18 protein-coding genes, 1 tRNA gene and 1 pseudogene are annotated in these 26,827 nt (G+C 72.4%); 13 read left to right on the forward strand and 7 right to left on the reverse strand.

Going from position 1 to position 26,827, the window contains the following annotated elements:
- Positions 1–28 precede the first annotated feature (28 nt).
- From JS756_RS32580 to JS756_RS32610, 7 genes are all read left to right on the forward strand, one after another.
- A complete protein-coding gene (locus JS756_RS32580) occupies positions 29–1,555 on the forward strand; it encodes a DUF7059 domain-containing protein (protein WP_205386871.1) in 1,527 nt (508 codons plus the stop codon).
- Positions 1,556–1,874: 319 nt separating this feature from the next.
- A complete protein-coding gene (locus JS756_RS32585; protein WP_205386872.1) occupies positions 1,875–2,072 on the forward strand; it encodes a hypothetical protein in 198 nt (65 codons plus the stop codon).
- A 257-nt stretch (positions 2,073–2,329) separates the two neighbouring features.
- Positions 2,330–5,173 carry a type I DNA topoisomerase gene (topA, locus tag JS756_RS32590; protein WP_205386873.1) on the forward strand — a complete coding sequence of 948 codons (2,844 nt, stop codon included), beginning with the start codon at positions 2,330–2,332 and terminating at the stop codon, positions 5,171–5,173.
- Positions 5,174–5,535: 362 nt separating this feature from the next.
- A complete protein-coding gene (tmk, locus tag JS756_RS32595; protein WP_205386874.1) occupies positions 5,536–8,757 on the forward strand; it encodes a dTMP kinase in 3,222 nt (1,073 codons plus the stop codon).
- A 117-nt stretch (positions 8,758–8,874) separates the two neighbouring features.
- Complete coding sequence (locus tag JS756_RS32600) at positions 8,875–10,080, forward strand: DNA polymerase III subunit delta' (protein ID WP_205386875.1); 1,206 nt, start codon at positions 8,875–8,877, stop codon at positions 10,078–10,080.
- Between the two features lie 266 nt (positions 10,081–10,346).
- The gene (locus JS756_RS32605) at positions 10,347–11,924 is read left to right on the forward strand and encodes an alpha/beta hydrolase (protein WP_205386876.1); all 1,578 of its coding nucleotides are present in this window, start codon (positions 10,347–10,349) and stop codon (positions 11,922–11,924) included.
- Positions 11,925–12,032: 108 nt separating this feature from the next.
- Positions 12,033–12,109 (forward strand) — tRNA-Thr (locus JS756_RS32610).
- A 42-nt stretch (positions 12,110–12,151) separates the two neighbouring features.
- Here JS756_RS32610 and JS756_RS32615 read toward each other — a convergent pair.
- The 3 genes and pseudogenes from JS756_RS32615 to JS756_RS37715 all read right to left on the reverse strand — a co-directional run.
- Positions 12,152–12,760, reverse strand: a pseudogene (locus tag JS756_RS32615) (tyrosine-type recombinase/integrase); the annotation flags it as partial.
- A 160-nt stretch (positions 12,761–12,920) separates the two neighbouring features.
- On the reverse strand, positions 12,921–13,700 hold the full coding sequence (locus JS756_RS32620; RefSeq protein WP_205386877.1) for a hypothetical protein: 780 nt from the start codon (positions 13,698–13,700) through the stop codon (positions 12,921–12,923).
- Positions 13,661–14,611, reverse strand: a complete 951-nt coding sequence (locus JS756_RS37715; RefSeq protein WP_307791311.1) for an RHS repeat-associated core domain-containing protein — start codon at positions 14,609–14,611, stop codon at positions 13,661–13,663. Before JS756_RS37715 ends, JS756_RS32620 begins: the two co-directional genes overlap by 40 nt.
- Before the next feature lie 951 nt (positions 14,612–15,562).
- On the opposite strand from JS756_RS37715, the gene JS756_RS32630 reads away from it, so the two are divergent.
- Positions 15,563–16,456: a glycosyltransferase family 2 protein gene (locus JS756_RS32630; RefSeq protein WP_205386878.1), complete on the forward strand. Its 894-nt coding sequence runs from the start codon at positions 15,563–15,565 to the stop codon at positions 16,454–16,456.
- Positions 16,457–16,680: 224 nt separating this feature from the next.
- Here the strand turns inward: JS756_RS32630 and JS756_RS32635 are convergent, their stop codons facing one another.
- A complete protein-coding gene (locus JS756_RS32635; RefSeq protein ID WP_205386879.1) occupies positions 16,681–18,366 on the reverse strand; it encodes a bifunctional 3'-5' exonuclease/DNA polymerase in 1,686 nt (561 codons plus the stop codon).
- A 156-nt stretch (positions 18,367–18,522) separates the two neighbouring features.
- The gene (locus JS756_RS32640) at positions 18,523–19,260 is read right to left on the reverse strand and encodes a Clp protease N-terminal domain-containing protein (RefSeq protein ID WP_205386880.1); all 738 of its coding nucleotides are present in this window, start codon (positions 19,258–19,260) and stop codon (positions 18,523–18,525) included.
- A 230-nt stretch (positions 19,261–19,490) separates the two neighbouring features.
- Here JS756_RS32640 and JS756_RS32645 point away from each other — a divergent pair, with 230 nt between their 5' ends.
- The gene (locus tag JS756_RS32645) at positions 19,491–20,633 is read left to right on the forward strand and encodes a DUF2786 domain-containing protein (RefSeq protein WP_205386881.1); all 1,143 of its coding nucleotides are present in this window, start codon (positions 19,491–19,493) and stop codon (positions 20,631–20,633) included.
- 430 nt (positions 20,634–21,063) lie between these two features.
- Here JS756_RS32645 and JS756_RS32650 read toward each other — a convergent pair whose 3' ends face one another.
- Entirely contained in the window at positions 21,064–21,612 is a 549-nt protein-coding gene (locus JS756_RS32650) for a hypothetical protein (RefSeq protein ID WP_307791313.1), read from the reverse strand.
- 766 nt (positions 21,613–22,378) lie between these two features.
- Between JS756_RS32650 and JS756_RS32655 the strand changes: the two genes are divergently transcribed.
- The gene (locus JS756_RS32655; RefSeq protein ID WP_205386882.1) at positions 22,379–22,648 is read left to right on the forward strand and encodes a DUF397 domain-containing protein; all 270 of its coding nucleotides are present in this window, start codon (positions 22,379–22,381) and stop codon (positions 22,646–22,648) included.
- A 134-nt stretch (positions 22,649–22,782) separates the two neighbouring features.
- On the opposite strand, the gene JS756_RS32660 is transcribed toward JS756_RS32655, so the two are convergent.
- The gene (locus JS756_RS32660; RefSeq protein WP_240204708.1) at positions 22,783–23,262 is read right to left on the reverse strand and encodes an ATP-binding protein; all 480 of its coding nucleotides are present in this window, start codon (positions 23,260–23,262) and stop codon (positions 22,783–22,785) included.
- A gap of 364 nt (positions 23,263–23,626) precedes the next feature.
- On the opposite strand from JS756_RS32660, the gene JS756_RS32665 reads away from it, so the two are divergent.
- The 3 genes from JS756_RS32665 (at position 23,627) to JS756_RS32675 (ending at position 26,704) form a co-directional block, all read left to right on the forward strand.
- Positions 23,627–24,463, forward strand: coding sequence for a Sco1979 family transcriptional regulator (locus JS756_RS32665; protein ID WP_498063054.1), 837 nt, complete (start codon positions 23,627–23,629; stop codon positions 24,461–24,463).
- Between the two features lie 110 nt (positions 24,464–24,573).
- A complete protein-coding gene (locus JS756_RS32670; RefSeq protein WP_205386884.1) occupies positions 24,574–26,037 on the forward strand; it encodes an aldehyde dehydrogenase family protein in 1,464 nt (487 codons plus the stop codon).
- Positions 26,038–26,152: 115 nt separating this feature from the next.
- Positions 26,153–26,704 (forward strand): DinB family protein, encoded by a 552-nt coding sequence (locus tag JS756_RS32675; protein ID WP_205386885.1) that lies wholly within the window; start codon positions 26,153–26,155, stop codon positions 26,702–26,704.
- Positions 26,705–26,827 lie beyond the last annotated feature (123 nt).

Consider the following 26,827-nt stretch of genomic DNA (forward strand, 5'->3'; position numbering starts at 1 on the left):
GCCGTCCGGCGCGGGCCACAATGGGTGCGTGAGTAACGCCACCTCGTCCCCCCTGCCCTCGACCGACCGCGCCGACGTGGCCGCACGTCTGAGGGACGCCCTGATCGGGGCGTCCTTCACCGCGGACGGCCTGCTCGACCTGCTCGGCGCCCCCGCGTACGCGGCACTGGCCCGCAGCGAGATCGTGCCCGCGCTGCGGGCCACCCGCGGGGACACGCCGCTGGAGAGGCTCGTTCGGCTCTTCCTGCTGCAGCAGCCCGTGCCGTACGGGCGCGTGGCGGACGTGCTGCCCGTCGACGCCTGCCTGGAGGCCGGCTGGCTGGTGCGCGCCGGTGCGGAGCCCCACGGCGACGTGGCCGCGACCGTGGATGTACGGCCGTACGGCGGACCCGACGGCGAGGACTGGTTCATCGTCTCCGACCTCGGGTGCGCGGTCGGCGGGGCCGGCGGCATCGGCAGCCGCGCCGAGGGCGTCGTCCTGGGCGTCGGCGGCGCGTCGACCACGCTGGCCGGCATCACCGTCCGCACGCCCGTCGCCGCCGCCCTCGATCTCGGCACCGGCTCGGGGATCCAGGCGCTGCACGCCTCCCGGCACGCCACGCGGGTGACCGCCACCGACCTCAACCCGCGCGCCCTGCACATCACCGCGCTCACGCTGGCCCTGTCCGACGCCCCGGCCGCCGATCTGCGGGAGGGTTCGCTGTTCGAGCCCATCCGGGACGGCGAGACCTTCGACCTGATCGTGTCCAACCCGCCGTTCGTGATCTCGCCCGGTGCCCGGCTGACGTACCGGGACGGCGGGATGGGCGGGGACGATCTGTGCCGCTCGCTCGTTCAGGAATCGGGGGAGCGGCTGAACGAGGGCGGGTTCGCGCAGTTCCTCGCCAACTGGCAGCACGTGGAGGGGGAGGACTGGCAGGACCGAGTCCGGTCGTGGGTGCCGCGGGGATGCGACGCGTGGATCGTCCAGCGCGAGGTGCAGGACGTCACGCAGTACGCCGAGCTGTGGCTCAGGGACGCCGGCGACCACCGCGGTGACCCGGCGGCGTACCAGGCGCGCTACGACGCCTGGCTGGAGGAGTTCGAGGCCCGCAAGGTCAAGGCGGTCGGCTTCGGCTGGATCACCCTGCGCAGGACCGGGGCCGCCGAGCCGTCGGTGCGGGTCGAGGAGTGGCCGCACCCGGTCGAGCAGCCCCTCGGCGACACCATCCGCGCGCACTTCGAGCGGCTGGACCATCTGCGCTCGCTCGACGACGCGGCGCTGCTCGCCGGCCACTTCAGGCTGGCCGCCGAGGTCGTCCAGGAGCAGGTGGGGCTGCCGGGCGCCGAGGACCCGGAGCACGTCGTGCTGCGCCAGCACCGCGGCATGCGGCGGGCCACCAAGGTCGACACCGTGGGCGCGGGCTTCGCCGGCGTCTGCGACGGCAGCCTCAGTGCCGGGCGCATTCTGGACGCCATCGCCCAGCTGATGGGCGAGGACCCGGTCCTCCTGCGCGACCGTACGCCCGCGCAGATCCGACTCCTGGTGGAGCAGGGCTTCCTGGAGCCGTCGTAGGCGACCCGACCCGGCGCCCCGGCGCGGCGTGTGCTCCGCCACACGGCCCAACGGTCGGGCGCGCCGCGAGGCGCGCCCGGTCCACGGACCGGGTGTGACGATCGGACACGCACGGTGATCCGATGAAAACAAGCCGTGTTCGCGGCCTCGAGTCACCGCCGTGCCCGACCTGCCCGGGATCGTCCGGCCGAGTGCGCGGGTGCCGGGGAGGGACCGTGTCGGCCTGGCGTTCACCTCGGGTTCGCCGAGGCGACGTCCGCACGTGCCAGTCTCCCCACGCTGGGTACGCGCGGACAGGACATGAGGGGCACGGGCTGCCATGGAGAGCGGACCGGCGATCTTCGCTGGAGTGGTGTTCGGCCTGTTCGGAGCGGGTCTGCTCGCCTGGACCGCGGTCCGGGTGCGGCGGCGGACGCCGGTGGCCCTCGGTGTGAGTCCGGTCGCATCGGCGGCTCTGGCGGGCCTCGTGTCGGTGGCGGCGCTGGCGCTCGGCGGCTGGTGCCTCACCCGGCTGTGACCATCGCCGCCGACGCGCCGGGCGGATCGCCCCGGGCGGTATGTGAGAGGTCACGCTCCGGAACGCCCGAAAAGTCTGCTGAGCATTCCGGGCGGCAGGAATAGTGGTAGTCGGGTTACCGTTCGAGTGGCCGTTGCGGGCTTTCCCCGTTTGACACGGGGGCGGGATGTACCGTCACACTCCGCAGCGTCAGCATCGTCCGACCCCGGGACCAAGGCCTGGGGAGGCCCCAGCGTCGACCGGAGAGAAGAGCGAAGTTGTCCCCGACCAGCGAGACCGCCAACGGCGGGCGCCGACTCGTCATCGTCGAGTCGCCTGCCAAGGCGAAGACGATCAAGAGCTACCTCGGCCCCGGCTACACCGTCGAGGCGAGCGTCGGGCACATCCGCGACCTTCCCAACGGCGCCGCCGAGGTGCCCGAGAAGTACACCGGTGAGGTCCGCCGCCTCGGTGTGGACGTCGAGCACGACTTCCAGCCGATCTACGTCGTCAACGCGGACAAGAGGGCGCAGGTCAAGAAGCTCAAGGACCTGCTGAAGGAGTCCGACGAGCTCTACCTCGCCACCGATGAGGACCGCGAGGGCGAGGCCATCGCCTGGCACCTGCAGGAAGTCCTCAAGCCCAAGGTCCCGGTCAAGCGGATGGTCTTCCACGAGATCACCAAGACCGCGATCCAGGCCGCCGTGGCCAACCCGCGCCAGCTCAACCAGAAGCTCGTCGACGCCCAGGAGACCCGCCGCATCCTCGACCGCCTCTACGGCTACGAGGTCTCGCCGGTGCTGTGGAAGAAGGTCATGCCGAAGCTGTCGGCGGGCCGTGTCCAGTCCGTCGCCACCCGGCTCGTCGTCGAGCGGGAACGCGAGCGCATCGCGTTCCGCTCCGCCGAGTACTGGGACCTGACGGGCACCTTCTCCACCGGCCGCACCGGGGACGCGTCCGACCCGTCGTCGCTGGTCGCCCGCCTGCAGACCGTCGACGGCCGGCGGGTGGCGCAGGGCCGCGACTTCGACTCCCTGGGACAGCTCAAGAGCGCCGCCACCCTCCACCTCGACGAGGCGAACGCCCGCGCCCTGGCCGCCGCCCTGGAGAGCACGCAGTTCTCCGTGCGGTCCGTCGAGTCCAAGCCGTACCGCCGCTCGCCGTACGCCCCGTTCCGCACGACGACGCTGCAGCAGGAGGCCAGCCGCAAGCTGGGCTTCGGCGCGAAGGCGACGATGCAGATCGCGCAGAAGCTGTACGAGAACGGCTACATCACGTACATGCGTACGGACTCCACGACCCTCAGCGACACGGCGGTCTCCGCCGCGCGCGCCCAGGTCACGCAGCTGTACGGCGCCCAGTACCTGCCCGACGCCCCGCGCACCTACGCCGGCAAGGTGAAGAACGCGCAGGAGGCGCACGAGGCGATCCGCCCCTCGGGCGACCGCTTCCGCACGCCCGCCGAGACCGGTCTGACCGGCGACCAGTTCAAGCTCTACGAGCTGATCTGGAAGCGGACCGTGGCGTCCCAGATGAAGGACGCGACCGGCAACAGCGTCACCGTGAAGATCGCTGGCACCTCCGCCGACGGACGGAACGTCGAGTTCAGCGCCTCCGGCAAGACGATCACCTTCCACGGCTTCCTGAAGGCCTACGTCGAGGGCGCCGACGACCCGAACGCCGAGCTGGACGACCGCGAGCGCCGCCTGCCGCAGGTCGCCGAGGGCGACGGGCTGACCGCCGAGGAGATCACCGCCGACGGCCACGCGACCAAGCCCCCGGCCCGCTACACCGAGGCGTCGCTGGTCAAGGAGCTGGAAGAGCGCGAGATCGGCCGCCCGTCGACGTACGCGTCGATCATCGGCACGATCCTGGACCGCGGCTACGTCTTCAAGAAGGGCACGGCCCTGGTGCCGTCCTTCCTGTCCTTCGCCGTGGTCAACCTCCTGGAGAAGCACTTCGGGCGGCTCGTCGACTACGACTTCACCGCCAAGATGGAGGACGACCTCGACCGCATCGCCCGCGGCGAGGCCCAGGCAGTGCCGTGGCTGAGGCGCTTCTACTTCGGCGAGGGCACCACCAACGGCACCGCGGCCGACGCCGGCAACGGTGACGGGGACCACCTCGGCGGCCTCAAGGAGCTGGTGACCGACCTGGGCGCGATCGACGCGCGCGAGGTGTCGACGTTCCCCCTGGGCAACGACATCGTGCTGCGCGTGGGCCGCTACGGCCCCTACATCGAGCGGGGCGAGAAGGACACCGAGGAGCACCAGCGCGCGGACGTCCCCGCCGACCTGGCGCCGGACGAGCTGACCCCGGAGCTGGCCGAGGAACTCCTGGCCAGGGGCAGCGGCGAGCGGGTGCTCGGCACCGACCCGCAGCCACCGCACCACTCGATCGTGGCCAAGGCCGGCCGTTTCGGGCCGTACGTCACGGAGGTCCTGCCCGAGGGCACGCCGAAGACCGGCAAGAACGCCGTGAAGCCGCGGACCGCCTCCCTGTTCAAGTCGATGTCCGTGGACACGGTGACCCTGGAGGACGCGCTGCGCCTGATGTCGCTGCCGCGCGTCGTCGGCACCGACGCCGACGGGCAGGAGGTCACCGCGCAGAACGGCCGCTACGGCCCGTACCTGAAGAAGGGCACCGACTCGCGGTCGCTGCAGTCCGAGGAGCAGATCTTCACGATCACGCTGGAGGAGGCGCAGGCGATCTACGCGCAGCCCAAGCAGCGGGGTCGCGCGGCGGCCAAGCCGCCGCTGAAGGAACTGGGCGAGGACCCGGTCAGCGGCAAGCCGGTCGTGGTCAAGGACGGCCGCTTCGGGCCGTACGTCACCGATGGGGAGACCAACGCGACCCTCCGCTCCGGAGACAGTGTCGAGGCCATCACCCCGGAGCGCGGTTTCGAGCTGCTGGCGGAGAAGCGCGCGAAGGGCCCGGCCAAGAAGACGGTGAAGAAGGCGGCGGCCAAGAAGACGACCACCGCCAAGAAGACGACGGCGGCCAAGAAGACCGCGGCGAAGAAGACGACGTCGGCGGCGAAGAAGACCACCGCCAAGAAGACGACGGCGAAGAAGACGACCGCGAAGAAGGCGACGGCGTCTCGGGCGGCGTCCGAGGACTGAACCCGGGTGCGCCGGAGGCCGGACACACCCGGCCTCCACGCCCCCGGCCCCCCGGCTCGGCATCCCGACCATCCGGACGCCGGTGCCTGCCGCCCCTCGCCGGCGGGGGCCCGGGGGCTCCTTCCCGGACCCTCTCGTGTCCTGGGCCGGTACATCGCGTCGCCGCCGCGGGCACGCCCGTCCCTCCCTCTCGCAGCCCGTGTGCCGTCTCGCGGCCGGACCGGGTCCACGTGCCGCAGCCCGGGGCGGGGCGCCCTTTCCGCGTTCGCGAACAGAACACCCCGGCCACGTGCGCGTTCAGGGGCGAGCGCGTGTGCGGTCGGGCGGCCCGGGCTGTCGGCCTGTCCCGATAGGCTGAAAGCATGACGCGAGCCGAGCAGCCAACGGCCCCCACCCCTGCCCCGGACGACGCCCTGGTGGCGGACTCCCGCGAGCGCGCCGTGCGCGCTCTGCTGCGCCATCCGCAGCTCAAGCGGCTGTGGAGCGCGCAGCTCGTGAGCGGCGTCGGCGACATGCTGGCGCTCCTCGTGCTGGTCGTTCTCGCTCTCCAGGCGGCGATCGTCGAGGATTCCTTCGGCGGCGGCTACCGGGGCGCGGCGTTCGCAGTGGCGATCGTCTTCGGGGCGCGGATCCTGGCGACCCTGTTGTTCGGAGCGGTCCTGCTCGGGCCGCTCACCTCATTGACCTCCCAGGACGGCCCGCTCGACCGCCGCTGGACCATGGTCGGAGCCGACGGGCTGCGGGCCGTGCTGCTCATCGTGGCGCCGCTGTGGATCGACTGGACACCGGACAACGCCCTCGCCTTCCTGCTCGGCACCGTCTTCGTCATCGGGATCGCCGAGCGCCTGTGGACGGTGTGCCGGGAGAGCGCGGCGCCCGCCCTGCTGCCCTCCCCGCCGCCGGAGGGCGCCACGGTACGGCCGCTGCCCGACCACATGGACGCCCTGCGCCGCCTGTCGCTGCGCACCGGGTTCGTCGCGGTCCCGCTCGCGGCCGCCGCCCTCGTCGCCGCCGCGTTGCTGAACAACCTGCTCGGCGCCGGCATCGCCTGGTTCTCCCAGCACCAGGCCGCCCTCGGCTCGTACGTGGCGGCCGGACTGTTCGCCGCCTCCCTGTCCGTGGTGACGTTCCTGGAGCTGCCCGGGGTCCGCACCCCGCGCCCCCGGTCACCGCTGGAGGGTCTGCGCCGCCCCAGGACCGGCACGGGCGTCGACAAGGGCCGGACCGGCGCGATCCCGCTGCTGGTGCTCGCCTGCGCCGCCGTCGCCGGGGCGGTCTCCGCAGCCGTCGGCGTGGCCGTGCTGCACGCCGCGGACCTGCGCGGCGGGCCCGTGCTCTACGGGCTGCTGGTGCTCGCCCTGACCGGAGGCGTCGTCGTCGGCATCCGCACGGCCCCCGCGATCGTGCCCGCGCTGTCCCGGCGCCGGCTGCTGGCGCTCGCCCTCGCCTTCACCGGCGTCGCCCTGCTCGCCGCCGGTCTCGTCCCGGACGTCACCACGGTGCTGCTGATCGACGTGCTGGCCGGCGTCGGCGCCGGCGTGGCCGCCAACACCGGGCACACCCTGCTCGACCAGGAGGCGGAGGACTACCGCCGGCCGCGCACGACCGAGCACCTGCACGCCGTCGTCCGGGTCTTCGTGGCGCTCGGCGCGGTCGTCGCACCGCTCGTCGCGGCGCTCATCGGGCCGCACCGGCTGGAGAGCGGCCGGTTCGTCTTCGCGCACGGCGGCGCGGCGTTCACCCTGATGCTCGTCGGTGCGCTGCTGCTGCCGGTGGCCGCGCTGGTGCTGGCCAAGGTCGACGACCGCTCCGGCGTGCCGCTGCGGCAGGACCTCAAGGACGCGCTGCTCGGCGGCGACGATCCGGTGCAGGAGCCCGCGGGATCCGGGTTCTTCATCGCGCTGGAGGGGGGCGACGGCGCCGGCAAGTCCACGCAGGCCGAGGCGCTCGCCGAATGGATCCGGGGCAAGGGCCACGAGGTCGTGCTCACCCGTGAGCCGGGCGCCACCCCGGTCGGCAAGCGGTTGCGCTCGATCCTGCTGGACGTGTCGTCGGCGGGCCTGTCGCACCGCGCGGAGGCTCTGCTGTACGCCGCCGACCGAGCGGAGCACGTCGACACCGTCGTACGGCCGGCCCTGGAGCGGGGCGCTGTGGTGATCTCCGACCGGTACATCGACTCCTCCGTGGCCTATCAGGGAGCGGGCCGCGACCTGTCGCCGACCGAGATCGCCCGTATCAACCGCTGGGCGACCGACGGCCTGGTGCCGCACCTGACGGTGCTGCTGGACGTCGCGCCGGAGACCGCCCGCGAGCGGTTCACCGAGGCGCCCGACCGGCTGGAGTCGGAGCCCGCCGAGTTCCACGCGCGCGTGCGATCCGGCTTCCTCACCCTTGCTGCGGCCGATCCCGGCCGCTACCTGGTGGTGGACGCGGGACAGGAGCCCGAGTCCGTCACCACCGTCATCCGGCACCGGCTCGACCAGGTGCTGCCGCTGTCCGAGGCCGAGATCCAGGCCCGGGAGGAGGCGCGCCGCCGGGCCGAGGAGGAGGCCCGCCGCAAGGCCGAGGAGGAAGCGGCCCGCAAGGCCGAGGAGGAGCGCCTGGAGCGCGAGCGCGAGGAGCAGCTGGCCCGGCTGCGCGCCGAGGAGGAGGAGCGCAAGCGGCGCGAGCTGGAGGAGGCGCAGCGGCGCGAGGCCGAACGGCAGGCCGAGGAGGCCCGGCAGCGGGCCGAGGAAGCGAGCCGGCGCGCGGAGGAGGAGCGGCGGCGACTCCTCGCCGAGGAGAAGGCGCGCGCCGAGGAGGAGGCCCGCCGCAGGGCCGACGAGGAACGGCGCCGTCAGCAGGCCGAGGAGGAGGCCCGGCTGCGGGCCGAGGCCGAGGCGGCGCGGCTGGAGAAGCAGCGCAAGGCCGAGGAGGCGCTGCTGCGTGCGGAGGAGGCCCGCCGGGCCGCCGAGCAGGCGGCAGCCGCCGCTCAGGCCGGGCCGCCGCCGCTGCCCCCGGCGGTGACCCGGGAGGCGGCCACCGTGCCGACGCCGGTCGTGAAGCCCGAGCGGATCGGGCGGGGGGCCGACGCCACCCGCACCGACGGCTCCGCCCGCACCGGCGAGACGTCCGGCGCGCATGGCTCCGACCGTGCCGGCGCGTCGGCAGAGTCCGGCCGCGCCACCGGTGGCACCGGTGCGTCCGACTCCGAGGTGACCGCCGAGCTGTCGCAGCCGCCGGTGCCGTCCGGTGCCGCGGACGAGACGGCCGTGCTGCCGCCGGTGTCGCCGGGTGCCGCCGACGACACCGCCGTACTGCCTCCCGTGCGGGAGGAGACCCCCGGGGACCGTGTGCCGCCGGGCTTCTTCCGGGACGAGCCGCGCGACGCGGGCCCGGCCGACCAGGGCGAGGACCGCACCCGCGAGATGCCCCGGATCGACGCCGACGACGCGCCCCGCAAGCGGCAGCGGCCCGACTGGGCCGAGGAGACACCGCTGGACGACCTGCCGTCCCTGGCGGACGAACTGCTCGGCCCGCGCCAGGACGGCGACGACACCGACGGCGATCCAGGGGACGGGCGCGGCCGGGGACGGCGGCGCTGACGGACGGCGCCGCCGCGCCGGGGCCCCACTGACAGCGGCCCGCGCGCCGGTGCTGTCAGTGGGGCCCCGCACAATGGAGACCGCAGGGTGTGATGTGACGGAAGGGCGGCATGACCCATGACCGTGTGGGACGACCTCGTCGGGCAGGAGCGGGTGAGCGAGCAGCTCGCCGCCGCTGCCCGGGACGCCGACGCCCTGGTCACCGCCGCCGCGACGCACGCGCCACCGCCGGAGGCGTCGAAGATGACACACGCCTGGCTGTTCACCGGCCCGCCGGGGGCGGGGCACGTCCACGTGGCGCGTGCCTTCGCCGCGGCACTGCAGTGCGTGAGCCCCGACCGGGCGCTCGGCGGCGCTCCCGGATGCGGCTTCTGCGACGGCTGCCACACGGCGCTGATCGGCACCCACGCCGACGTCACCACGGTCGCCGCCGTCGGCACGCAGATCCTCGCCGAGGACATGCGCGACACGGTCCGCAAGTCCTTCACGTCCCCGGCGACCGGACGCTGGCAGATCATCCTCGTGCAGGACGCCGAGCGGCTGAACGAGAAGTCCGCCAACGCCGTCCTCAAGGCGGTAGAGGAGCCCGCCATGCGCACGGTGTGGCTGCTGTGTGCGCCGTCGATCGAGGACGTCCTGCCCACGATCCGCTCCCGCTGCCGCCACCTCACCCTGAGTACGCCGTCGGTCGGGGCCGTCGCGGACATGCTGGTACGCCGCGAGGGCGTCGAACCCGATGCCGCCGCTGCCGCCGCCCGCGCCACCCAGGGCCACGTCGACCGGGCCCGCCGCCTGGCCACCGACCCGGCCGCCCGCGCGCGCCGCGCCGCCGTGCTCAAGCTGCCCCTGCGCATCGAGGAGGTCGGCGGCTGCCTTCGGGCCGCCCAGGAACTGGTGGACGCCGCCGCGGAGGACGCCAAGGCCCTCGCGGAGGAACTCGACGCCAAGGAGACCGAGGAGCTCAAGGCCGCACTCGGCGCGGCCCAGGGCGGCCGGCTGCCGCGCGGCACGGCCGGCGTGATGAAGGACCTGGAGGACAAGCAGAAGCGGCGCCGTACGCGCACCCAGCGCGACAGCCTCGACCTCGCGCTCACCGACCTCACCGCCTTCTACCGCGACGTCCTCGCCCTCCAGCTCGGCTCCCGCGTCGCGATCGCCAACGCGGACGCGGAGGACGCGCTGGAACGCGTCGCCCGCACCGGCGGCCCCGAGGCCACGCTGCGCCGTATCGAGTCGATCGGCGCCTGCCGGGAGGCCCTGGACCGGAACGTGGCTCCACTGCTGGCGGTGGAAGCCATGACGATGGCCCTCAGATCGGGCTGAGCCCGACAGCACGCCGTCCTGCCGCACGGCAGCGGCGTGCCCCGGCCGGGCGTTGCCTCCTCGTGGGGTCCGTGGTGCGGCCTGACGGCCGCCCCTCGGCGTAGGGCGGCAGGGGGGAGGCCCGGCGCCGGTGCATGCGGCCCCTGCACTGGTCCCGCTGCCGCCGCGTGGGTGACCGGCGACCGCGACGGTTGACCGCGTCCCTCGTCCGAGGCGTGTCGCACACGAAGGGCGGTCATGCCATTGCGGAGAGTTACGCTCGCGGAATGCACACACGGCGCACTCCCCGCAGGCCTCGCACCGCCGCCGCTGCCGCCCTGGCCGCAGCCGCTCTGCTCGTCTCCGCCTGCTCCGCCGGCGGACCGTCCGGCACGGCCGCCTCCACCGCGGCCCGGGCCGCGGTGCTGGCCGCCCTGCCCGCGGCGACGCCGGGCGAGCTGGCGCCGTACTACGGGCAGAAGCCGGACTGGCGCGAGTGCGGCGTGCCCGGCTTCGAGTGCGCCACGCTGAAGGCCCCGCTCGACTACGCCGAGCCGGCCGCGGGGGACGTGCGGCTGGCCGTCGCGCGCAAGAAGGCCACCGGCCCCGGCAGGCGGATCGGCTCGCTGCTGGTCAACCCCGGTGGCCCGGGCGGCTCCGCGATCGGCTACCTGCAGCAGTACGCCGCGATCGGCTACCCCGCCGAGGTCCGTGCCCGCTACGACATGGTGGCCGTCGACCCGCGGGGCGTCGCCCGCAGCGAACCGGTCGAGTGCCTCGACGGACCCGAGATGGACGCGTACACGCAGACCGACACCACCCCCGACGACGCGCGGGAGACGCAGGAACTGGTCGACGCGTACAAGGAGTTCGCCGAGGGCTGCGGTGCCCGCTCCGCGCAGTTGCTGCACCACGTCTCCACCGTCGAGGCGGCCCGCGACATGGACATCGTGCGCGCCGCGCTGGGGGACCGGAAGCTGACGTACGTGGGCGCGTCGTACGGCACGTTCCTCGGGGCGACGTACGCCGGGCTCTTCCCCGGGCGCGTCGGACGGCTGGTGCTGGACGGGGCGATGGACCCGACGCTGGCCGCACGCCGTATGAACCTGGAGCAGACGGCGGGGTTCGAGACGGCGTTCCGTTCGTTCGTCCAGGACTGCGCACGTCGCCCCGACTGCCCGCTGGGCACCGATGCCGGTGACGCGGGCCGGAGGCTCAAGGCGTTCTTCGGCGAGCTCGACGCCCGTCCCCTCCCCGCCGGGGACGCCGACGGCCGCGTGCTCGGCGAGGCCCTCGCCACCACGGGCGTCATCGCCGCGATGTACGACGAGGGAGCCTGGGAGCAGCTGCGCGAGGCACTGACCTCGGCGATGAAGGAGCACGACGGCGCGGGCCTGCTGATGCTGTCGGACAGCTACTACGCGCGTGACGCCGGGGCCCGCTACAGCAACCTGATGTCCGCCAACGCCGCCGTGAACTGCCTGGACCTCCCGCCCGCCTTCGACGGCCCCGACGCGGTGCGCAAGGCCCTCCCCGACTTCGAGAAGGCGTCCCCGGTCTTCGGGGAGGGCCTCGCCTGGGCCTCGCTGAACTGCACCTACTGGCCGGTCCGGGCCAGCGGCGAGCCGCACCGCATCACGGCCGAGGGCGCCGCGCCGATCGTGGTCGTCGGCACCACCCGGGACCCCGCGACCCCGTATCCCTGGGCCCGGGCCCTCGCCGGCCAGCTGTCCTCCGCCCGCCTGCTCACCTACGAGGGCGACGGGCACACCGCATACGGCCGCGGCAGTGCCTGCATCGACTCCGCGATCGACGCCTACCTGCTGCACGGGACGCCTCCGGCGAAGGGGAAGCGCTGCTCCTAGCCACCGCCACCGGCCCCGGAATCCCCCGCTCCGAGGGCGGTGCGTAGCACTCCCGGAAACTGTGTAGACTTACCGACGTTGCCGATCGCACCATGGTGTCGGCGGCGCGCCGCTTTAGCTCAGATGGCCAGAGCAACGCACTCGTAATGCGTAGGTCTCGGGTTCGAATCCCGAAAGCGGCTCCACCGAAGCCCAGCTCAGATGGTATCTGAGCTGGGTTTTTTCGTTCAGCGGACGAGACGGCGGCGGGAGCGGGCCGCGCGGGTGTCGGCGGTCTCGGTTCTGGTCTCAGTGGGGCCCTGCGGAGCGGGTACGAAGAACTCGCCCATGCCCCGCATCGCGTCCTTCGACAGGTGAGATCGGCCCTTCCCGTAGCGCCGGGTCTGGCTGATCCGGGTGTGACGGAGAATCTCCATGATCGTGGGCATGTCGACGCCCAGCTCGTTCAGGATCGTGCCCGCCGTGTGTCGGCTCCCGTCGTACAGACGACGGTCGTCGATCCCGGCCTCCTTCAGCTCCTTGAACTCCTCATAGTCGGCGCGCGGGTCGAGCGGGCGTCCATCCGGCCGTGAGAACACGACGTGGTGCTCCTGCCACAGTTCCCCGGCTGCCGCTCGCGTCTCGTCCTGTCGGGCCTTGTGGTCGTGCAGGAACGGAATGAAGACGGGCGGGATCGGGACGGCGTTGCGGCTCTCCTTGGTCTTGGGCCGTGTGAAGACCAGTCCGCCCTCCTTGCGCTCGGGGCAGGCGCTGGCGTGCTTCGTGCACGTCCTGGTGCACGGTTTCGGGCAGCCTCGCTTGTAGCCCTTGTGCGTGGTGGGCCCCGGTGGGCACGGGGGAAGGCCCCCGTGGAAGCCCGGCGCAGCCGCAGCGACATGCGAAGATCCCACCCGGCACCGGCCGGGACGAACGGGGTGAACCGATCACCTCAGCTGGCAGCGATCACCTCTGAAGGATCGAGGTCCACATGCCAACTACCGCGCGGTGGATCGGGGATCAGTCGTCGTACCAGTCCTCGCGGAATTCGGTCACACGGTTCCGCAGGATTGCCACCCGGGGGTCTTCGGGAAGCGCTGCGAGTCGTGTCAGGAGCGCGTTGAGTTCACCGAGCAGTGCGGGGTCGCCGCCCTGCATCCGGTCGATCCCCGGCTCCACGAACAGATCGAAGAAGGCACGCAGTGCTTGGACCAACCCCGTCGGCGGATCGTGCTCGGGGGGCGGCTTCCCGGGGCCGGCAAGATGAGCGGCCGGGTGAGCGAGCAGCCAGCCCGCGTACTCACCGTCGGTGAACACGAGGTCGAAGTCAGGCGCAACACGGAGCCGGAGCAGTTCCTGGTGAGCGTCGGTCGCCTCGCGGAACGTGCACAGCAGCACGTCGCCGTCCGGGCTCACCCAGCGGAACTCGGTGGGGGGTGCGTCGAAGTTCTTCGAGGCGAGCGAGCGTAGGTTTCCCGGGATCGGTGGCGCTTCGAGCCACGAGACAGGGGCCCCCGACACCGCGAGAGCGCGCTCGGGCACGTACAGGGTGAATCCCTTGAGCTCCCGGTCGGACTTGCCGAAGCGGTATTCGTCGTTGGCGGACGACAGCCAGTCGACGCTGCCGAAAGTCTTGGACAGCAGCTCCTCATGAGTCCGCTGGTCGGTGTGGGGGGACACGGAGACGATTCCGCCCAGCGGGGTGAAACGTGGTGTGAAGGACAGCGGTGGACCTGAGGCGACGACCGCGTGGCGGTCGGTCAGAGTGAGCTCGTTTCGTGAGACCGATGAGAAGGCCATGGAACGTTCCTCTGTCGCAGCGGAGTTGCGGGGGGCAGGGTGCCGCCCTTCGGGGTCGGGATCCTGCCCTCAATGATCATCTCCCGGGTCACCGCCGGCCCTGGATCCTCCGGCGATCCTCCCCAGGCGGCTGCCCCGCTGTCGTTCTTCGGACCGGAAGGTCCGTAGCTGGTGATCACGTTTCCTCGTGCTCCGCCCTTGCTCTCCATCACGACGATGTCCTCACCTTGATGGAAGATGAGTCGCTCGGCGCCGCCCTGTGAGATGTAGACGCCGTCAGGGTTCGAGAGGATTTCGAGTTCCCGCTCCGACGAGAGGTGGCCGTGGTAGCCGGATGCCGTGCGGCGCCGTCCCCCCGATGCCCGTTCGATGGTCTGGTCGATGACTTCGGTGACCTTGGTGCAGTCGTACAGGCCCAGCGGGTCCATTCCGCTGAGCGGGTGACTCACATAGGCGACGGGATTGGGTGCTGCCGCCAGACCCAGTGGGTCCGGGCTGACGTACTGGGCCGTTTCCGGGTCGTAGGAGCGGAAGAAGTTGTAGTGCAGATCTGTCTCGGGATCCAGGAACTGGCCGGGGAAGCCCAGCAGGCAGTCCTCGGTGGAGCCGTCCACAGGGGAGGGAAACGGCGTTCCCCACAGCGTCGTACGACGCTGCCAGACCACCTCACCCTCGGGCGTGACCAATTCGGTCGGGGTGCCCACGCCGTCCGTGACGATCGCCCGAAAGCGGGTGCTGCGGCCGACGTCGGTGGTCTCCGCCAGATGTGAGAGGAAGGAGGCACCAGGGGCGCGGAGCACCGGCGGGTGGCTGGTCTGGGTCAGAGGCCGATGTGAGCCAGGCGCGTACTCCCAGATGGTGGCCGTTCCGTCCGGATCGGTCTGCTCGGCGAGGCGGGTGTCGTCCCACACGAATTCCGTGCGACGGCGGCCGAGCCGTCCACGGCCACGCGGTGCCTGGAGACGCGGCGGCCCAGCGGGTCGTACGTATACCTCCAGCACTCACCGTCGGGCGTGACCACCTCGCTGAGGCGGTCCTCGGCGGTCCAGGCGTACGTCCAGGTGCGCGTCTGTCCGTTGAGGAGCCTGACCGTCCTACGAACCCGGCGGCCCTGCGTGTCGTGCTCGTACGTTGCACGCCCCGCGCGACGGATCAGAGAACCCTCGAACTCACGTTCGCTGGAAGGGCTGTGGCCGGGCGCTGAAGCCCGTACCACGTTGCCCATCACGTCGTAGGCGTAGGTCTCCGTCCAGAGCAGCTGCTGCGGATGGCCACGGACGGGGCGGGGCTGGGGACTCGTCCACCTCGCCTCCGGTCTCGGGGGCAACGTTCCCGCCGCCCTGACCTTCGGCCTGATGGCGGGCCTCGCCGCAGCCGTGACCCTGCGCCTGATCGGGCGCGGGGCGGGCCCGTCGGACACGGCAGGCCCGGAACCCTCGCGTGCGGCGGGCGCGGACGCCTGACGTACCGTGAGCCCGGAGCCCGGAGCCCGGAGCCCGGAGCCCGGAGCCCGGTGTATTTCGGTGTGCCGACGGTCCGTACGTCTGACGCGTGGTGGGCGGCTGCGCCTGGCAGCGGCACGGCTCCGGCACAGTGCGATGCGACCCGGACGGTCCCTGCGGGCGGACGACGCGGTGGGGCAGGGCCCACGGAGCGATGGAGCCGGCCCGCGGAGCGGCGGGCCCGGCGCACGGTGTGATGGGGCGGTCTCGGGTGGGCGTACGGAAAATCACCGCAAACAGGAGGCAAAGTGAATCGGCGTCAGGACAACCCTCGCCCTTGAGGCAACATCTTCGTGAACGACGGGCGGCGTGCGGCAGGGACGCGTCGTGGCCGGTGGCCGGATGGGGTTGGTGAGGGACATGGTGGAGCCGAGGATCGCGGTCGCCGTGGTGACCATGGGCAACCGTCCCGCGGAGGTCGACGCCCTGCTGGAGTCCGTGGCCAAGCAGGACGTTCCGCCGACCCGCATCGTGATCGTGGGCAACGGCTGCCGACTGCCCGACTTCGCAGGGCGGCTCGCGCTCCCCGGTGAGGTCACCGTGGTCGAGACCGACGAGAACCTCGGCTGCCCCGGAGGCCGCAACGTCGCTCTGGCGCGGCTCCGCGAACTCGGCGACGTCGACGTCGTGGTGGAACTGGACGACGACGGGCTGCTCGTCGACCCCGACGTGCTGCGTCGCGTACGGGACCTGTTCGCGGCGGACCCGCGGCTCGGCATCGTCGGCTTCCGCATCGCCGACGAGAACGGTGAGACGCAGCGCCGGCACGTGCCGCGCGCCGGCAACGCCGACCCCATGGACGGTGGTTACGTCACCGGCTTCCTCGGCGGCGGGCACGCCTTCCGCATGGCGATGCTGGACGAGATCGGCGACTGGCCCGCCCGGTTCTTCTTCGCGCACGAGGAGACCGACCTGGCGTGGCGGGCGGCCGACGCCGACTGGAAGATCCTCTATGCGCCGGAACTGCTCCTGCAGCACCCGAAGACGTCTCCCGCCCGGCACGCCATCTACTACCGCGTCAACGCCCGCAACCGCGTATGGCTGGTCCGGCGCCGGCTGCCGCTGTTGCTGATCCCGGTCCACCTGGCCGTGTGGACCGCCGTCACCTTGCTGCGGATCCGGTCGTTCGGTGGGCTGCGGGCCTGGTTCGGCGGCTTTCTGGAGGGCATGCGCGTGTCCGCCGGCGAGCGTCGGCCCATGCGCTGGCGCACGGTGTGGCGGCTCACCCGCCTGGGGCGCCCGCCCGTCATCTGACCGCGTCCGTCGGTCGTCTGCCCGCACCCGCCTCGCGGCGTCCGGAAACGCCCGCCCCCACGTCCGGCGGTGTCCGTCCCGGTCGCCCCCTGCGTCCGTCCCGGTCGCCCGCCCGGGTCCGCCTCGGCCGCCCGGACGGATCCGCCCCCTCGACCGGACGGGGCCGGCCTGTCGTACGACGGCGTCCGTCCCCGGTGAAGCGCCGAACCGCGCTGCTGGTCAGCTCACTTGGCGTCCCCGTAGCACTCCACCACCGCCGTCGTGAACGGGAAGCGCACCGGCGTCTCACCGAACGTCAGCCGCCCGGCCAGCTCCGCCGCTTCCCGGATCGCCGCGACGACCACGTCGGCCTCCTCCTGCGGGCAGTGCACGATCACCTCGTCGTGCTGGAAGAAGACCAGTTCGGCGGCCATGCCCTCGCACCGCTGCCGCAGCGCGGCGAGCAGCAGCAGGGCCCAGTCGGCGGCGCTGCCCTGGACGACGAAGTTGCGGGCGAAGCGGCCACGCGCGCGGGCGTCGGTGGAGGCGTAGCCGGGCACCCACGCGTCACCGCCGCGCTCCTCCTCCGGCACCGGGATGCCCGCCTCCTCCGTCGCGTCCTGCCGCGCTCCGGCCGCCGGTGGGCAGGTTCGGCCCAGCCATGTGCGCACGAGGCGCCCCTCCTCCCCGGCTCGCGCGGCGTCGTCGACGTAGGCCACCGCCTTCGGGAAACGGCGGCGCAGTGCGGCGAGGTTCTTCAGCCCGTCGCCGGAGGTCTGGCCGTAGACCGCGCCGAGCACCGCCAGCTTGGCCTGGGCGCGGTCGCCGGCGAAGGCCCGGTCCGAGACCGACTGGTACAGGTCGGTCTCGCGACCGGCCACCTCCATCAGGCCGGGGTCGCGGGAGACGGCCGCGAGGACGCGCGGTTCCATCTGGTCGGCGTCGGCGACGACGAGGCGCCAGCCCGGGTCGGCGACCACCGCGCGCCGGATGACGCGGGGGATCTGCAGGGCGCCGCCGCCGTTGGTCACCCAGCGGCCCGTGACGGTGCCGCCCGCCTGGAACTCCGGGCGGAACCGGCCGTCGCGGACCCAGTCCTGCAGCCAGGCCCAGCCGTGCGCCACCCAGATGCGGTACAGCTTCTTGTACTCCAGCAGCGGTTTCACGGCCGGATGGTCGACGGACTCGATCTCCCAGCGGCGTGTCGACCTGACCTTGATACCGGCCCGGGCGAAGGCCTTGACCACGTCGGCGGGCAGATCGGGGCGGACCCGGCGCCCGAAGGCGGCCGACACCTCGTCGGCCAGTTCGGCCAGCCGGCGCGGCTCGCCGCCGCCCGCGTACCGCTCGCCGAGCAGGTCGTGCAGCACGTCGCGGTGGACGTCGGCACGCCACGGCAGTCCCGTGTGGTTCAGCTCGGCGGCCACCAGCATCCCCGCCGACTCGGCGGCGGTCAGCAGCCGCATCCGGTCGGGGTGCTCGGCTCGCCCGTGCCGCCGCTGCTGCTCGGCGTAGACCTCCATCAGGTCCGTCAGCGGCAGGTGGACTCCCCGCGGTTCGAACAGGGAGGACTGGGCGCCCGGTTCGGCCGTGCGCTGGGGCGGGTCGGGCGGTACGGGGCCTCCGTGCAGCCGGGCCAGGGCCGCCGCGGCCGAGCGGGGCTCCCCGTACCGCCCCTCGTGACCGAGGAGGAGGGCCTCGGCGGCCTCGACGTCGTAGCACCGCGCCACTCGCACCCCCGTGGCGAGCAGCTGCGGATACACCTCGGCCGTCGAGCGCCAGATCCAGCGGGACACGTGCGGCCTGCTGCGCACGGCTCCCGCCAGGTCCTCCTCCCGGCACACCGGACCGTCGGGCAGCCCGTCCGGGCCGAGGGGGGCGATCTCCACGCCGCCGCCCTCGGCCGGGGCGAGCGCCCAGCGGCCGGTCATGGGAGGAGTCTGGCAGCCGGGTCTGACAATGCGATCCGACCTGCGGTTTCGTCGGTCACGCGGCCTCTTCGGCCGGGACTCCTCCGATCACGCGGCCGTGTCGGTCGCGAGGGTTGTTCCGATCGTGCGGGTTCCTCGGCCGTGGCGCCCCTGCGGTCACTGCGGGTCCTGCAGCTCGGTCCCGCCCGTGAGCGACGCCAGGATCCGCGCGACGAAGGCCTCGGTGCGGGCCTTGTCGAGGCCGAGGCCGCTGAGGACGCCGTCGCCGTTCTCGAACTCCAGCAGGGCCAGCAGGATGTGCTCGGTGCCGACGTAGCCGTGGCCCAGGCGCAGGGCCTCCCGGAAGGTGAGTTCCAGGACCTTCTTGGCGTCGGAGCCGTAGGGGACCAGTTCCGGGGCCCCTTCGACGGCCGGCGGCAGAGCGGCCGTCGCCGCCTCGCGCAGGGTGTCGGCCGTGACGCCCTGGTCGGTGATCGCCTTCGCCGCGAGGCCCTCCGGCTCCGCCAGCAGCCCGAGAACCAGGTGGGCGGGGGCGCCCTCGGCGCTGTGGGCCTGCTGGGCGCTGCTGTGGGCGGCCATGACGACGTTGCGCGCGCGAGGCGTGTACCGGCTGAAGCCCTGGCTCAGGTCGAGGCCGGACTCCTTGGGCACGAACCGCTTCTGCGCCGCCTGCCGGGTGACACCCATGCTCCTGCCGATGTCGCTCCAGGAGGCCCCCGAGCGGCGGGCCTGATCGACGAAGTGGCCGATCAGGTGGTCGGCCACCTCGCCGAGGTGCTCCGCCGCGATCATCGCGTCCTGGAGCTGGTCGAGGGGTTCTTCGTGGACCTTCTTGATGGCTGTGATGAGTTCGTCGAGACGTACGGATGACATGGCGGTCGGGTTCGTCGACATGTGTCAACCGTAAGTTGACGCGAGGAGAGGTGTCAACTCTTGGTTGACATGTGGTCGCCGTCCTGAGGCGCGGGTCTCGACGGCGTGAAGGGGTCCGTCCCGCCGTTCCGGCTCGTGCCGTGCCGGGGTCGCGCATCGGCCGTTCGTCTCGCGGCGGCACGCGCGCGTGGAGGGGCGCCGGCGCGGGGGCGGGGGACCCGGTCGTCGGCGGCTCGTGTCACGATCGACGGGTGAGCAGCACCGACACACCGACCGACACCGTCGACCGAGCCTTCTCGGCCGCCCTGTACGACACCGGGGACGCCGCCCTGGACACCGGTGCGTCCCTCCTCGCCGCCGATCCCGCGGCCGACGGTGAAGTCGCCCGGCGGGGACGGGAGTTCGTCGCGGGTGCCTGGCGGCGGGGCTGGCAACCCGCCGATGTCGTCCGCATCGTGCGGCGCGAGCTGGACGACGGGCACGTGCGCCTCGCCGCGGCGCTGATCCGGGCCCAGGTGCCCGACGACCGGCCGCGCGGGCCGCGATGGGCCGTGCAGCTCGACGGGCTGCCCGCAGAGGACCCGCCCCGCTCGGACCGTTTCGCGCACGCCACCGCCGTGCTGGAGCTGTACCGCCTGCTGCTGCGCCTGCCCGCGCTGGAGCAGCTCGACGAACCGCACCGGCGCTCAGGGCCGCGGACGCACGCCTCGGAATCCCGCATGCTCACCCGTATCCGCGCGCTGCTCGCCAAGGCCGAGGCGACCGCGTACCCGGAGGAGGCGGAGGCGCTGACCGCGAAGGCGCAGGAGCTGATGGCCCGGCACAGCGTCGACGAGGCGCTGCTCGCCGCACGGGACGCCGACCCCGACGCGCCCGGCGCCTGCCGGATCGGCGTCGAGCCGCCGTACGAGCAGTCCAAGGCGGTCCTGCTGGACGCGGTCGCCCGCGCCAATCACTGCCGCGCGGTGTGGAACGAGCCGCTCGGCTTCTCCACGGTCGTCGGTTTCGAGGCGGACCTGGAGGCGGTCGAGCTGCTGCACACCTCGCTCCTGGTGCAGGCGCAGACCGCGCTGGCCGCGGCGGAGGCGGCCCAGCGCCGCGGCGGGCGCAAGCGGACCAAAGCCTTCCGTCAGTCCTTCCTCGCCGCCTACGCCCACCGCATCGGCACCCGGCTGTCCGCCGCGGCGGAGGAAGCGGTCGCCGACAGCGGCGCCGGCGCCGACCTGCTGCCGGTCCTCGCCTCCCGCGAGGTCGCCGTCACGGCCGAGGCGGACCGGATGTTCCCGGAGACGGTCACCACCCGCCTGCGCGGCGTCAGCGACTCGGCCGGATGGGCCGAGGGCTCCGAAGCCGCGGACCGGGCGCAGGTCGGAGCCCGCCCTCGGCTCTCCTGAGCAATCGGTGCGCTGGGCGGCCTGGATGAACCGGGCGGCCCGGAGCACCTGAACATCCCGGACGGCCAGGACGACCTGGATGAGATGGCGACCGGGACGGTACCCACGGTCGGGCACGGAGCGTGCGATACGCAGGGCCCGGTCGGCGTGTCACTCCGCGGCAGGCCGTGGCCACGGTCGTGCCGCAGCGCAGCCGCAGCCGCAGCCGCTGGCACGGCCACAAACCGCTGTCACGGCCACAAACCGCCGTCACCGTCACAGGGATGGCCGCTGTCGCCGTCGTGGCCCCGGTCGGCTGCCGTCCGGGCGGGGCGTCTCGGCCCGAGCGGTGTGCTCGGGCCTGAGGCGTGTGTCTCGGTGCGTGGGAGTGTGCCGGTCGCCGGGAACCCTGCGGGCCGAGAGGCGTGCCCCCGGCCCCGGATCCGGAGCTCTACGACCCGAGGTTCGCCGTGGGCAGCCCCGACGGCAGTGTGCCGCCCTCGGAGCGGGTGTAGGTCTCTGTGCCGAGGGCGCCCTGCCAGGTGATCCTCAGCGTGCCTCCGTCGACGGAGGCGACCGTGCCGGACGCCCGGTCCTTGCTGCCGTCGGTGCATTTCAGGTGGATGGTCTGCGTTCCCGACTCCGCTCCGGCGGTGCCGCTGCACACGGTGCCGCCGGTGGTGAACACGCCGGCCTCCGTGCCGTGGACGACCAGCACCACGGCCTTGCCGCCCGTGCCGGCGAGCCAGTTCCCCTCCAGGTCGCCGGCCGATGTGCTCGCCGTTCCCGTTCCGCCGCCGGCGCCCGCGGTCGGGGTCGCCGTGGGGGCGGGAGCCGCCGACGCCTTGTCGTCCGTGCCGTCGCCGTCGCTGCACGCCGACAGCAGAAGGGCGCCGGTCAGCGCGGCGGTCAGGGCGAAGGCGGTCGTGCTCCGCGGTCGCCACGGGGACGCGCCGGGCGACGCGCGGTGGTGCGGACGCGATGAGGGCACCGAGGTCACGGGGGCTCCCGAGTCGTGGCCGATCGGCCGCATCGGGGACGGCCGGAGGACCGCAGCAAGCTACCAGCCGCCGCAGGGCCGTCGTCCAGGTTTCCGCCGGAACACCGGACGACCCGCGGGACTCCGGAACGCCGCCGGACGGAGGGACGGGGCCGGAGGGAAACCGGAAGATCCCCCTCCTTCCTTCCCCCTCGCTGTCTCTTCCCCCTCCTTCCCTCCCTTCGGCATCCGACGGCCCCCGACCGAGCCGGAGTTGCCCGCGCGGTGGCCGATGCCGGGCTCGGGTGGCTTGTGCGTGCGGGTCGGCCACCCGTACCGGATGCCCTCCGTCCCGTGGCCCGGCTGCCACGTCTGTGGTGTCGTCGACGTGGAGGTCCTCGCCTACGACGTCGAGCGGATGCCGTTCCTCCGCCGGGCCGAGGCCGATCCGGCCAACCGGGCGGACCGGACGATCACCCGAACGCTGGAACACGAGGGCCGCGGTGTGCGTCTCTTACTGGTGCACGCGGGATTCGAGCCGGACGGACCGGTGGCGCGCGATGGCCGGTCAGGTCGTGTACGGATGCCGGAGCACGCATGTCCCGCCCGACCGGGGGCAGGCGCTGGAACGGCTTCGGTAAAGCGTCCGTCAAAGCTGTAACCGGAGGAACACCCCGTGTGCACGTGCATCTGCCCATGCATCTGCACGTGAACAGGACTATGATCCGGCTCAGTTGACCACTGCATCAATGGCCTCATCAGCCAGTGCACCACCGGGGAGCGACCTGTGGATCACCACGTGTACGACGCCCACGACGCGTCCGGCGTGTACAACGGCATCGCCGCCACGCAGCTGCACGGGGCGGCCTGGCAGAAGAGCAGACACAGCAACTCCCAAGGATCGTGCGTGGAGTTCGCCCGACTGCCGGGCGGTGACGTGGCCGTGCGGAACTCGCGGTTCCCCGACGGCCCGGCGCTCGTCTACACCCGCGCGGAGATCGAGGCGATGCTGCTCGGCATCAAGGACGGCGAGTTCGACCACCTCATCGCGGGCTGATGGGGCGCCGATCCCCTTCCTCTCCGTGATCGTCGCCGGATGCCGCCTCGCCGTCGCCGGGCAACGCAGGGCATTCGTCGCACAACGTTCGGTGACGCGCGTAGATCCGCAGCGCGGGTGAGCGCTGCGGATTCTCATTGGGAGTCGGCTCGCAGCCGGAACATCGCCCAGACGACCTTGCCGCCCAGGGTGCCGGCGAGCGGGTGCCAGCCCCAGCCGTCGCTGAAGGAATCGACGAGGAAGAGTCCTCTGCCGGACTCCGCGGAGAAGTCGTCGGCCTCCCGTGCGACGGGCGACTCCTTGCTGGGGTCGCGCACGGCGCACACCAGGCGCTCCGTCCACCGCATCAGGTGCAGCCGCACGGGCTGCTGCGGTTCGGGCGCGCACACGGAGACTGCCGGGACCGCGTGTCGCAGGGCGTTGGTGACCAGCTCCGAGACGACCAGGCACACGTCGTCGAAGTGGTCCCCGAGCTCCCACTGGTCCAGGGTCTTGCGGGTGAAGTGCCGCGCGTCGCGCACCGCTTCGTAGCGGGCGGGGAGGGCGCAGGAGGCGGCGTCGGACACGGCTGCGGGATCCAGCGGAGGAAGGCCCTGCCGTAAGGGCTCGAGCATGGTCGATCCATTCGTCCCCATGCGAGGCACTCCCGGGAATTCGCGGTCGTTGCGATGCAGCGGTTGCGCGGGACCATGGTTTCGGATGCGCACAACAGATGCAAGGGCAGATGCACGTGCACGTGACCGAATTGGACCCGCCCGTACCGCTTCTTGGCCATTTTTTCCGCCACCTTCTCGCTCAACTCCCGCCTTCCCGGCGTCACTTCCGTGCCCGACCCAGGCTCGATGCAGAACGGACGGTTCTCCTTCTTTGCTTCTCTGTAATCGGACGAGTACTGCTCGAAGTGTTTTAGTGGCAGACTTCGGCCCCTGAAGACGGTTGGGGAGGCAGGCGAACGTGAGCGCGGGAGAGCCCGGATCGGTGGTGCGACGCATGCTGCTCGGCTCGCAACTCAGGCGACTGCGTGAGGCGCGCGGGATCACCCGCGAGGCGGCGGGGTACTCCATCCGCGCCTCCGAGTCGAAGATCAGCCGGATGGAGCTGGGCCGGGTGAGCTTCAAGACGAGGGACGTGGAGGACCTGCTGACGCTGTACGGCATCACGGACGAGGCGGAGCGCAACGCACTCGTCGCCCTTGCCCGTGAGGCCAATGTCGCGGGCTGGTGGCACAGTTACTCCGACGTGCTGCCCAACTGGTTTCCCACCTATGTGGGTCTGGAGGGCGCCGCCTCCCTGATCCGCGTCTACGAGGTGCAGTTCGTGCACGGCCTGCTGCAGACCGAGTCGTACGCCCGCGCGGTGGTCCGGCGTGGCATGAAGGGCGCCGGCGAGGCGGACGTCGAGAAGCGCGTCGCGCTGCGGCTGGAGCGGCAGAAGTACCTCGTCGCCGAGAACTCCCCCGAGTTCCACATCGTCCTGGACGAAGCCGCCCTGCGCCGCCCCTACGGCGACCGCGCGGTGATGCGCGAGCAGCTGCAGCACCTGATCGACATGTCCGAGCGGCCCAATGTCCGCCTGCAGGTCATGCCGTTCAGCTTCGGCGGCCACTCGGGCGAGTCCGGTGCCTTCACCATCCTCAGCTTCCCCGAGTCCGACCTGTCGGACGTGGTCTTCCTGGAGCAGCTCACCAGCGCCCTCTACCTGGACAAGCGCGAGGACGTCCTGCAGTACGAGCACGCCCTGAAGGAACTCCAGCAGGACAGCCCCGGTCCGGCCGAGAGCCGGGACCTGCTGCGCGGGCTGCTCCAGCTGTCGTAGGGCGGCGGGCGGGGCACACCTCCGCCGGACCTGCCGGTGTACCTTCAACTCGGGTGAAACGTCAGTACGATGACAGGTGATCAGGCTGATCGGACGGATTGAGGGATCACATGTCGTCGTCCTGCTTCACCGACCTGGCCCAGCAGTACATCGACGGTGAGTGGCGCCCCGGAACCGGCAGCTGGGACATCATCGACTTCAATCCCTACGACGGCGAGAAGCTGGCCTCGATCCCGATAGCCACGGTCGACGAGGTCGATCAGGCGTACCGCGCCGCCGCGCGCGCCCAGCGGGCCTGGGCCGCGGCAGACCCGCCCGACCGGCAGGCGGTCTTCGAGACCGCGCTGCGGCTGGTGGACGAGCGCGAGGACGAGATCGCCGCGCTGATCGCCGAGGAACTCGGCGGTACCCGCCCCAGGGCCGCCTTCGAGATCGGCCTGGTCAAGGAGTTCCTGCGGGACGCCGCCCGGCTCACCCTCAGCGCCGAGGCCTGTGTCGTGCCGGCGCGGACGGCCGGGAAGGAGCACCGCCTCCACCGGGTGCCCGTCGGAGTCGTCGGTGTCATCAGCCCGTTCAACTTCCCCTTCCTGCTGTCGATCAAGCCGGTCGCGGCGGCCCTCGCCCTCGGCAACGCCGTCGTGCTCAAGCCGCACCAGGACACGCCGGTCACCGGCGGCACCCTGATCGCCCGGCTGTTCGAGGACGCGGGGCTGCCGCCCGGACTGCTCAACGTCGTGCTCACCGACATCGCGGAGATCGGCGACGCCTTCATCGAGCACCCGGTCCCCGGCGTGATCTCCTTCACCGGCTCCGACAAGGTCGGCCGCCACGTCGCCACGGTCTGCGCCGGGCAGCTCAAGCGCGCCGTCCTCGAACTCGGCGGCAACAGCGCACTCGTCGTCCTCGACGACGCCGACCTGGACTACGCCGTCGACGCCGCCGTCTTCAGCCGCTACGCCGACCAGGGCCAGATCTGCATGGCCGCCCACCGTGTCCTGGTGGACCGCGCGGTCGCCGCGGAGTTCACCGAGAAGTACGTCGCCAAGGTGCGCACCCTGAGAACCGGTGACCCGCGCGACCCGCGGACGGTGATCGGCCCGGTCCTCAACTCCCTCCAGGCCGGCTCGATCTCCGCGACCGTCGAGCAGGCCGAGGCCGAGGGCGCCACGGTCCTCGTCCGCGGGCGGGCCGCGGACAACCTCGTCGGCCCGAGCGTCGTGACCGACGTCCCCGCCGACTCCTCCCTGCTGCACCGGGAGATCCTCGGCCCGGTGGCGCTCCTCGTCCCCTTCGACGGCGAGGAGGAGGCCGTCCGTGTCCTCAACGACACGCCCAGCGGACTCAGCGGCGCCGTCCACACCGCCGACGTCGAGCGGGGCGTGGCCTTCGCCCGCCGCATCGAGGCCGGCATGTTCCACGTGAACGACGGCACCATCCACGACGAGCCCCTCGTCCCGTTCGGCGGCGAGGAGTGCTCCGACAAGGGGCGTCTGGGCGGTCGGTCCGTGCTCGACGCCTTCACCACCCTGAAGTGGATCTCGGTTCAGCGCGGTCGGAGCGCCTTCCCGTTCTGAGACGCGTGCTCCTCGCCCGTCCATGCGGACAGGATCTGACCTCATTGGCCCGTAGCGTCGTGGATGTCGGTCGGAGGAGGTTCCTTCGGCGCATCCCGGCGAAAGGCGGCTGATCATGGTCACTCACGTTCCGGCGGAGGAGCACGGCGACGAGCGCGGCGCACTGCTGAGCTTCCTGGCCGAACAGCGCGGCGGCATCCGGAGGTCCGTGCTCGGGCTGACCGACGAGCAGGCGTCCTCCCGGCCCAGCGCCAGTGCCCTGTCCCTGGCCGGACTGGTCAAGCACGTGGCCGAGGTCGAGCAGGCCTGGGTCGCGCGCGCCCGGGGCGAGGCCCCGGCGGTGGAGCGGGACGAGACGACCTGGGACGAGTGCTTCCGCCTGGTCGGCGACGAGACGCTCGCCTCGCAGCTGGCGTACTGGGAGAAGGTCGCCGCCGAGACGGAGGCCTTCGTCAACGGCGTGCCGAGCCTGGACGACACCTTCGCCCTGCCCGACCAGCCATGGTTCCCGCCCGAGGGCCGGGTGTCGATGCGCTGGCTGTGCCTGCACCTGATCCGGGAGACGGCCCGCCACGCCGGGCACGCAGACATCATCCGCGAGTCCCTGGACGGGAGGACGGCGTTCGAGCTGGTGGCCGCGGAACGGCGGTCGGCCTCCGGGTCCTAGTAGATTGTTGCGGCTTATTTTTGCTGTGATGTTGGGTAGAGGTGGCGCAGTTTCACGCGTGCGTCGTCGGTGGTGAAGTGCCAGTCGACTTGGCGTTGGTCGCTGTTGGTCTGCTGCTGCCAG

The sequence above is a fragment of the Streptomyces actuosus genome (assembly GCF_016921115.1).
Classification (GTDB): domain Bacteria; phylum Actinomycetota; class Actinomycetes; order Streptomycetales; family Streptomycetaceae; genus Streptomyces; species Streptomyces actuosus_A.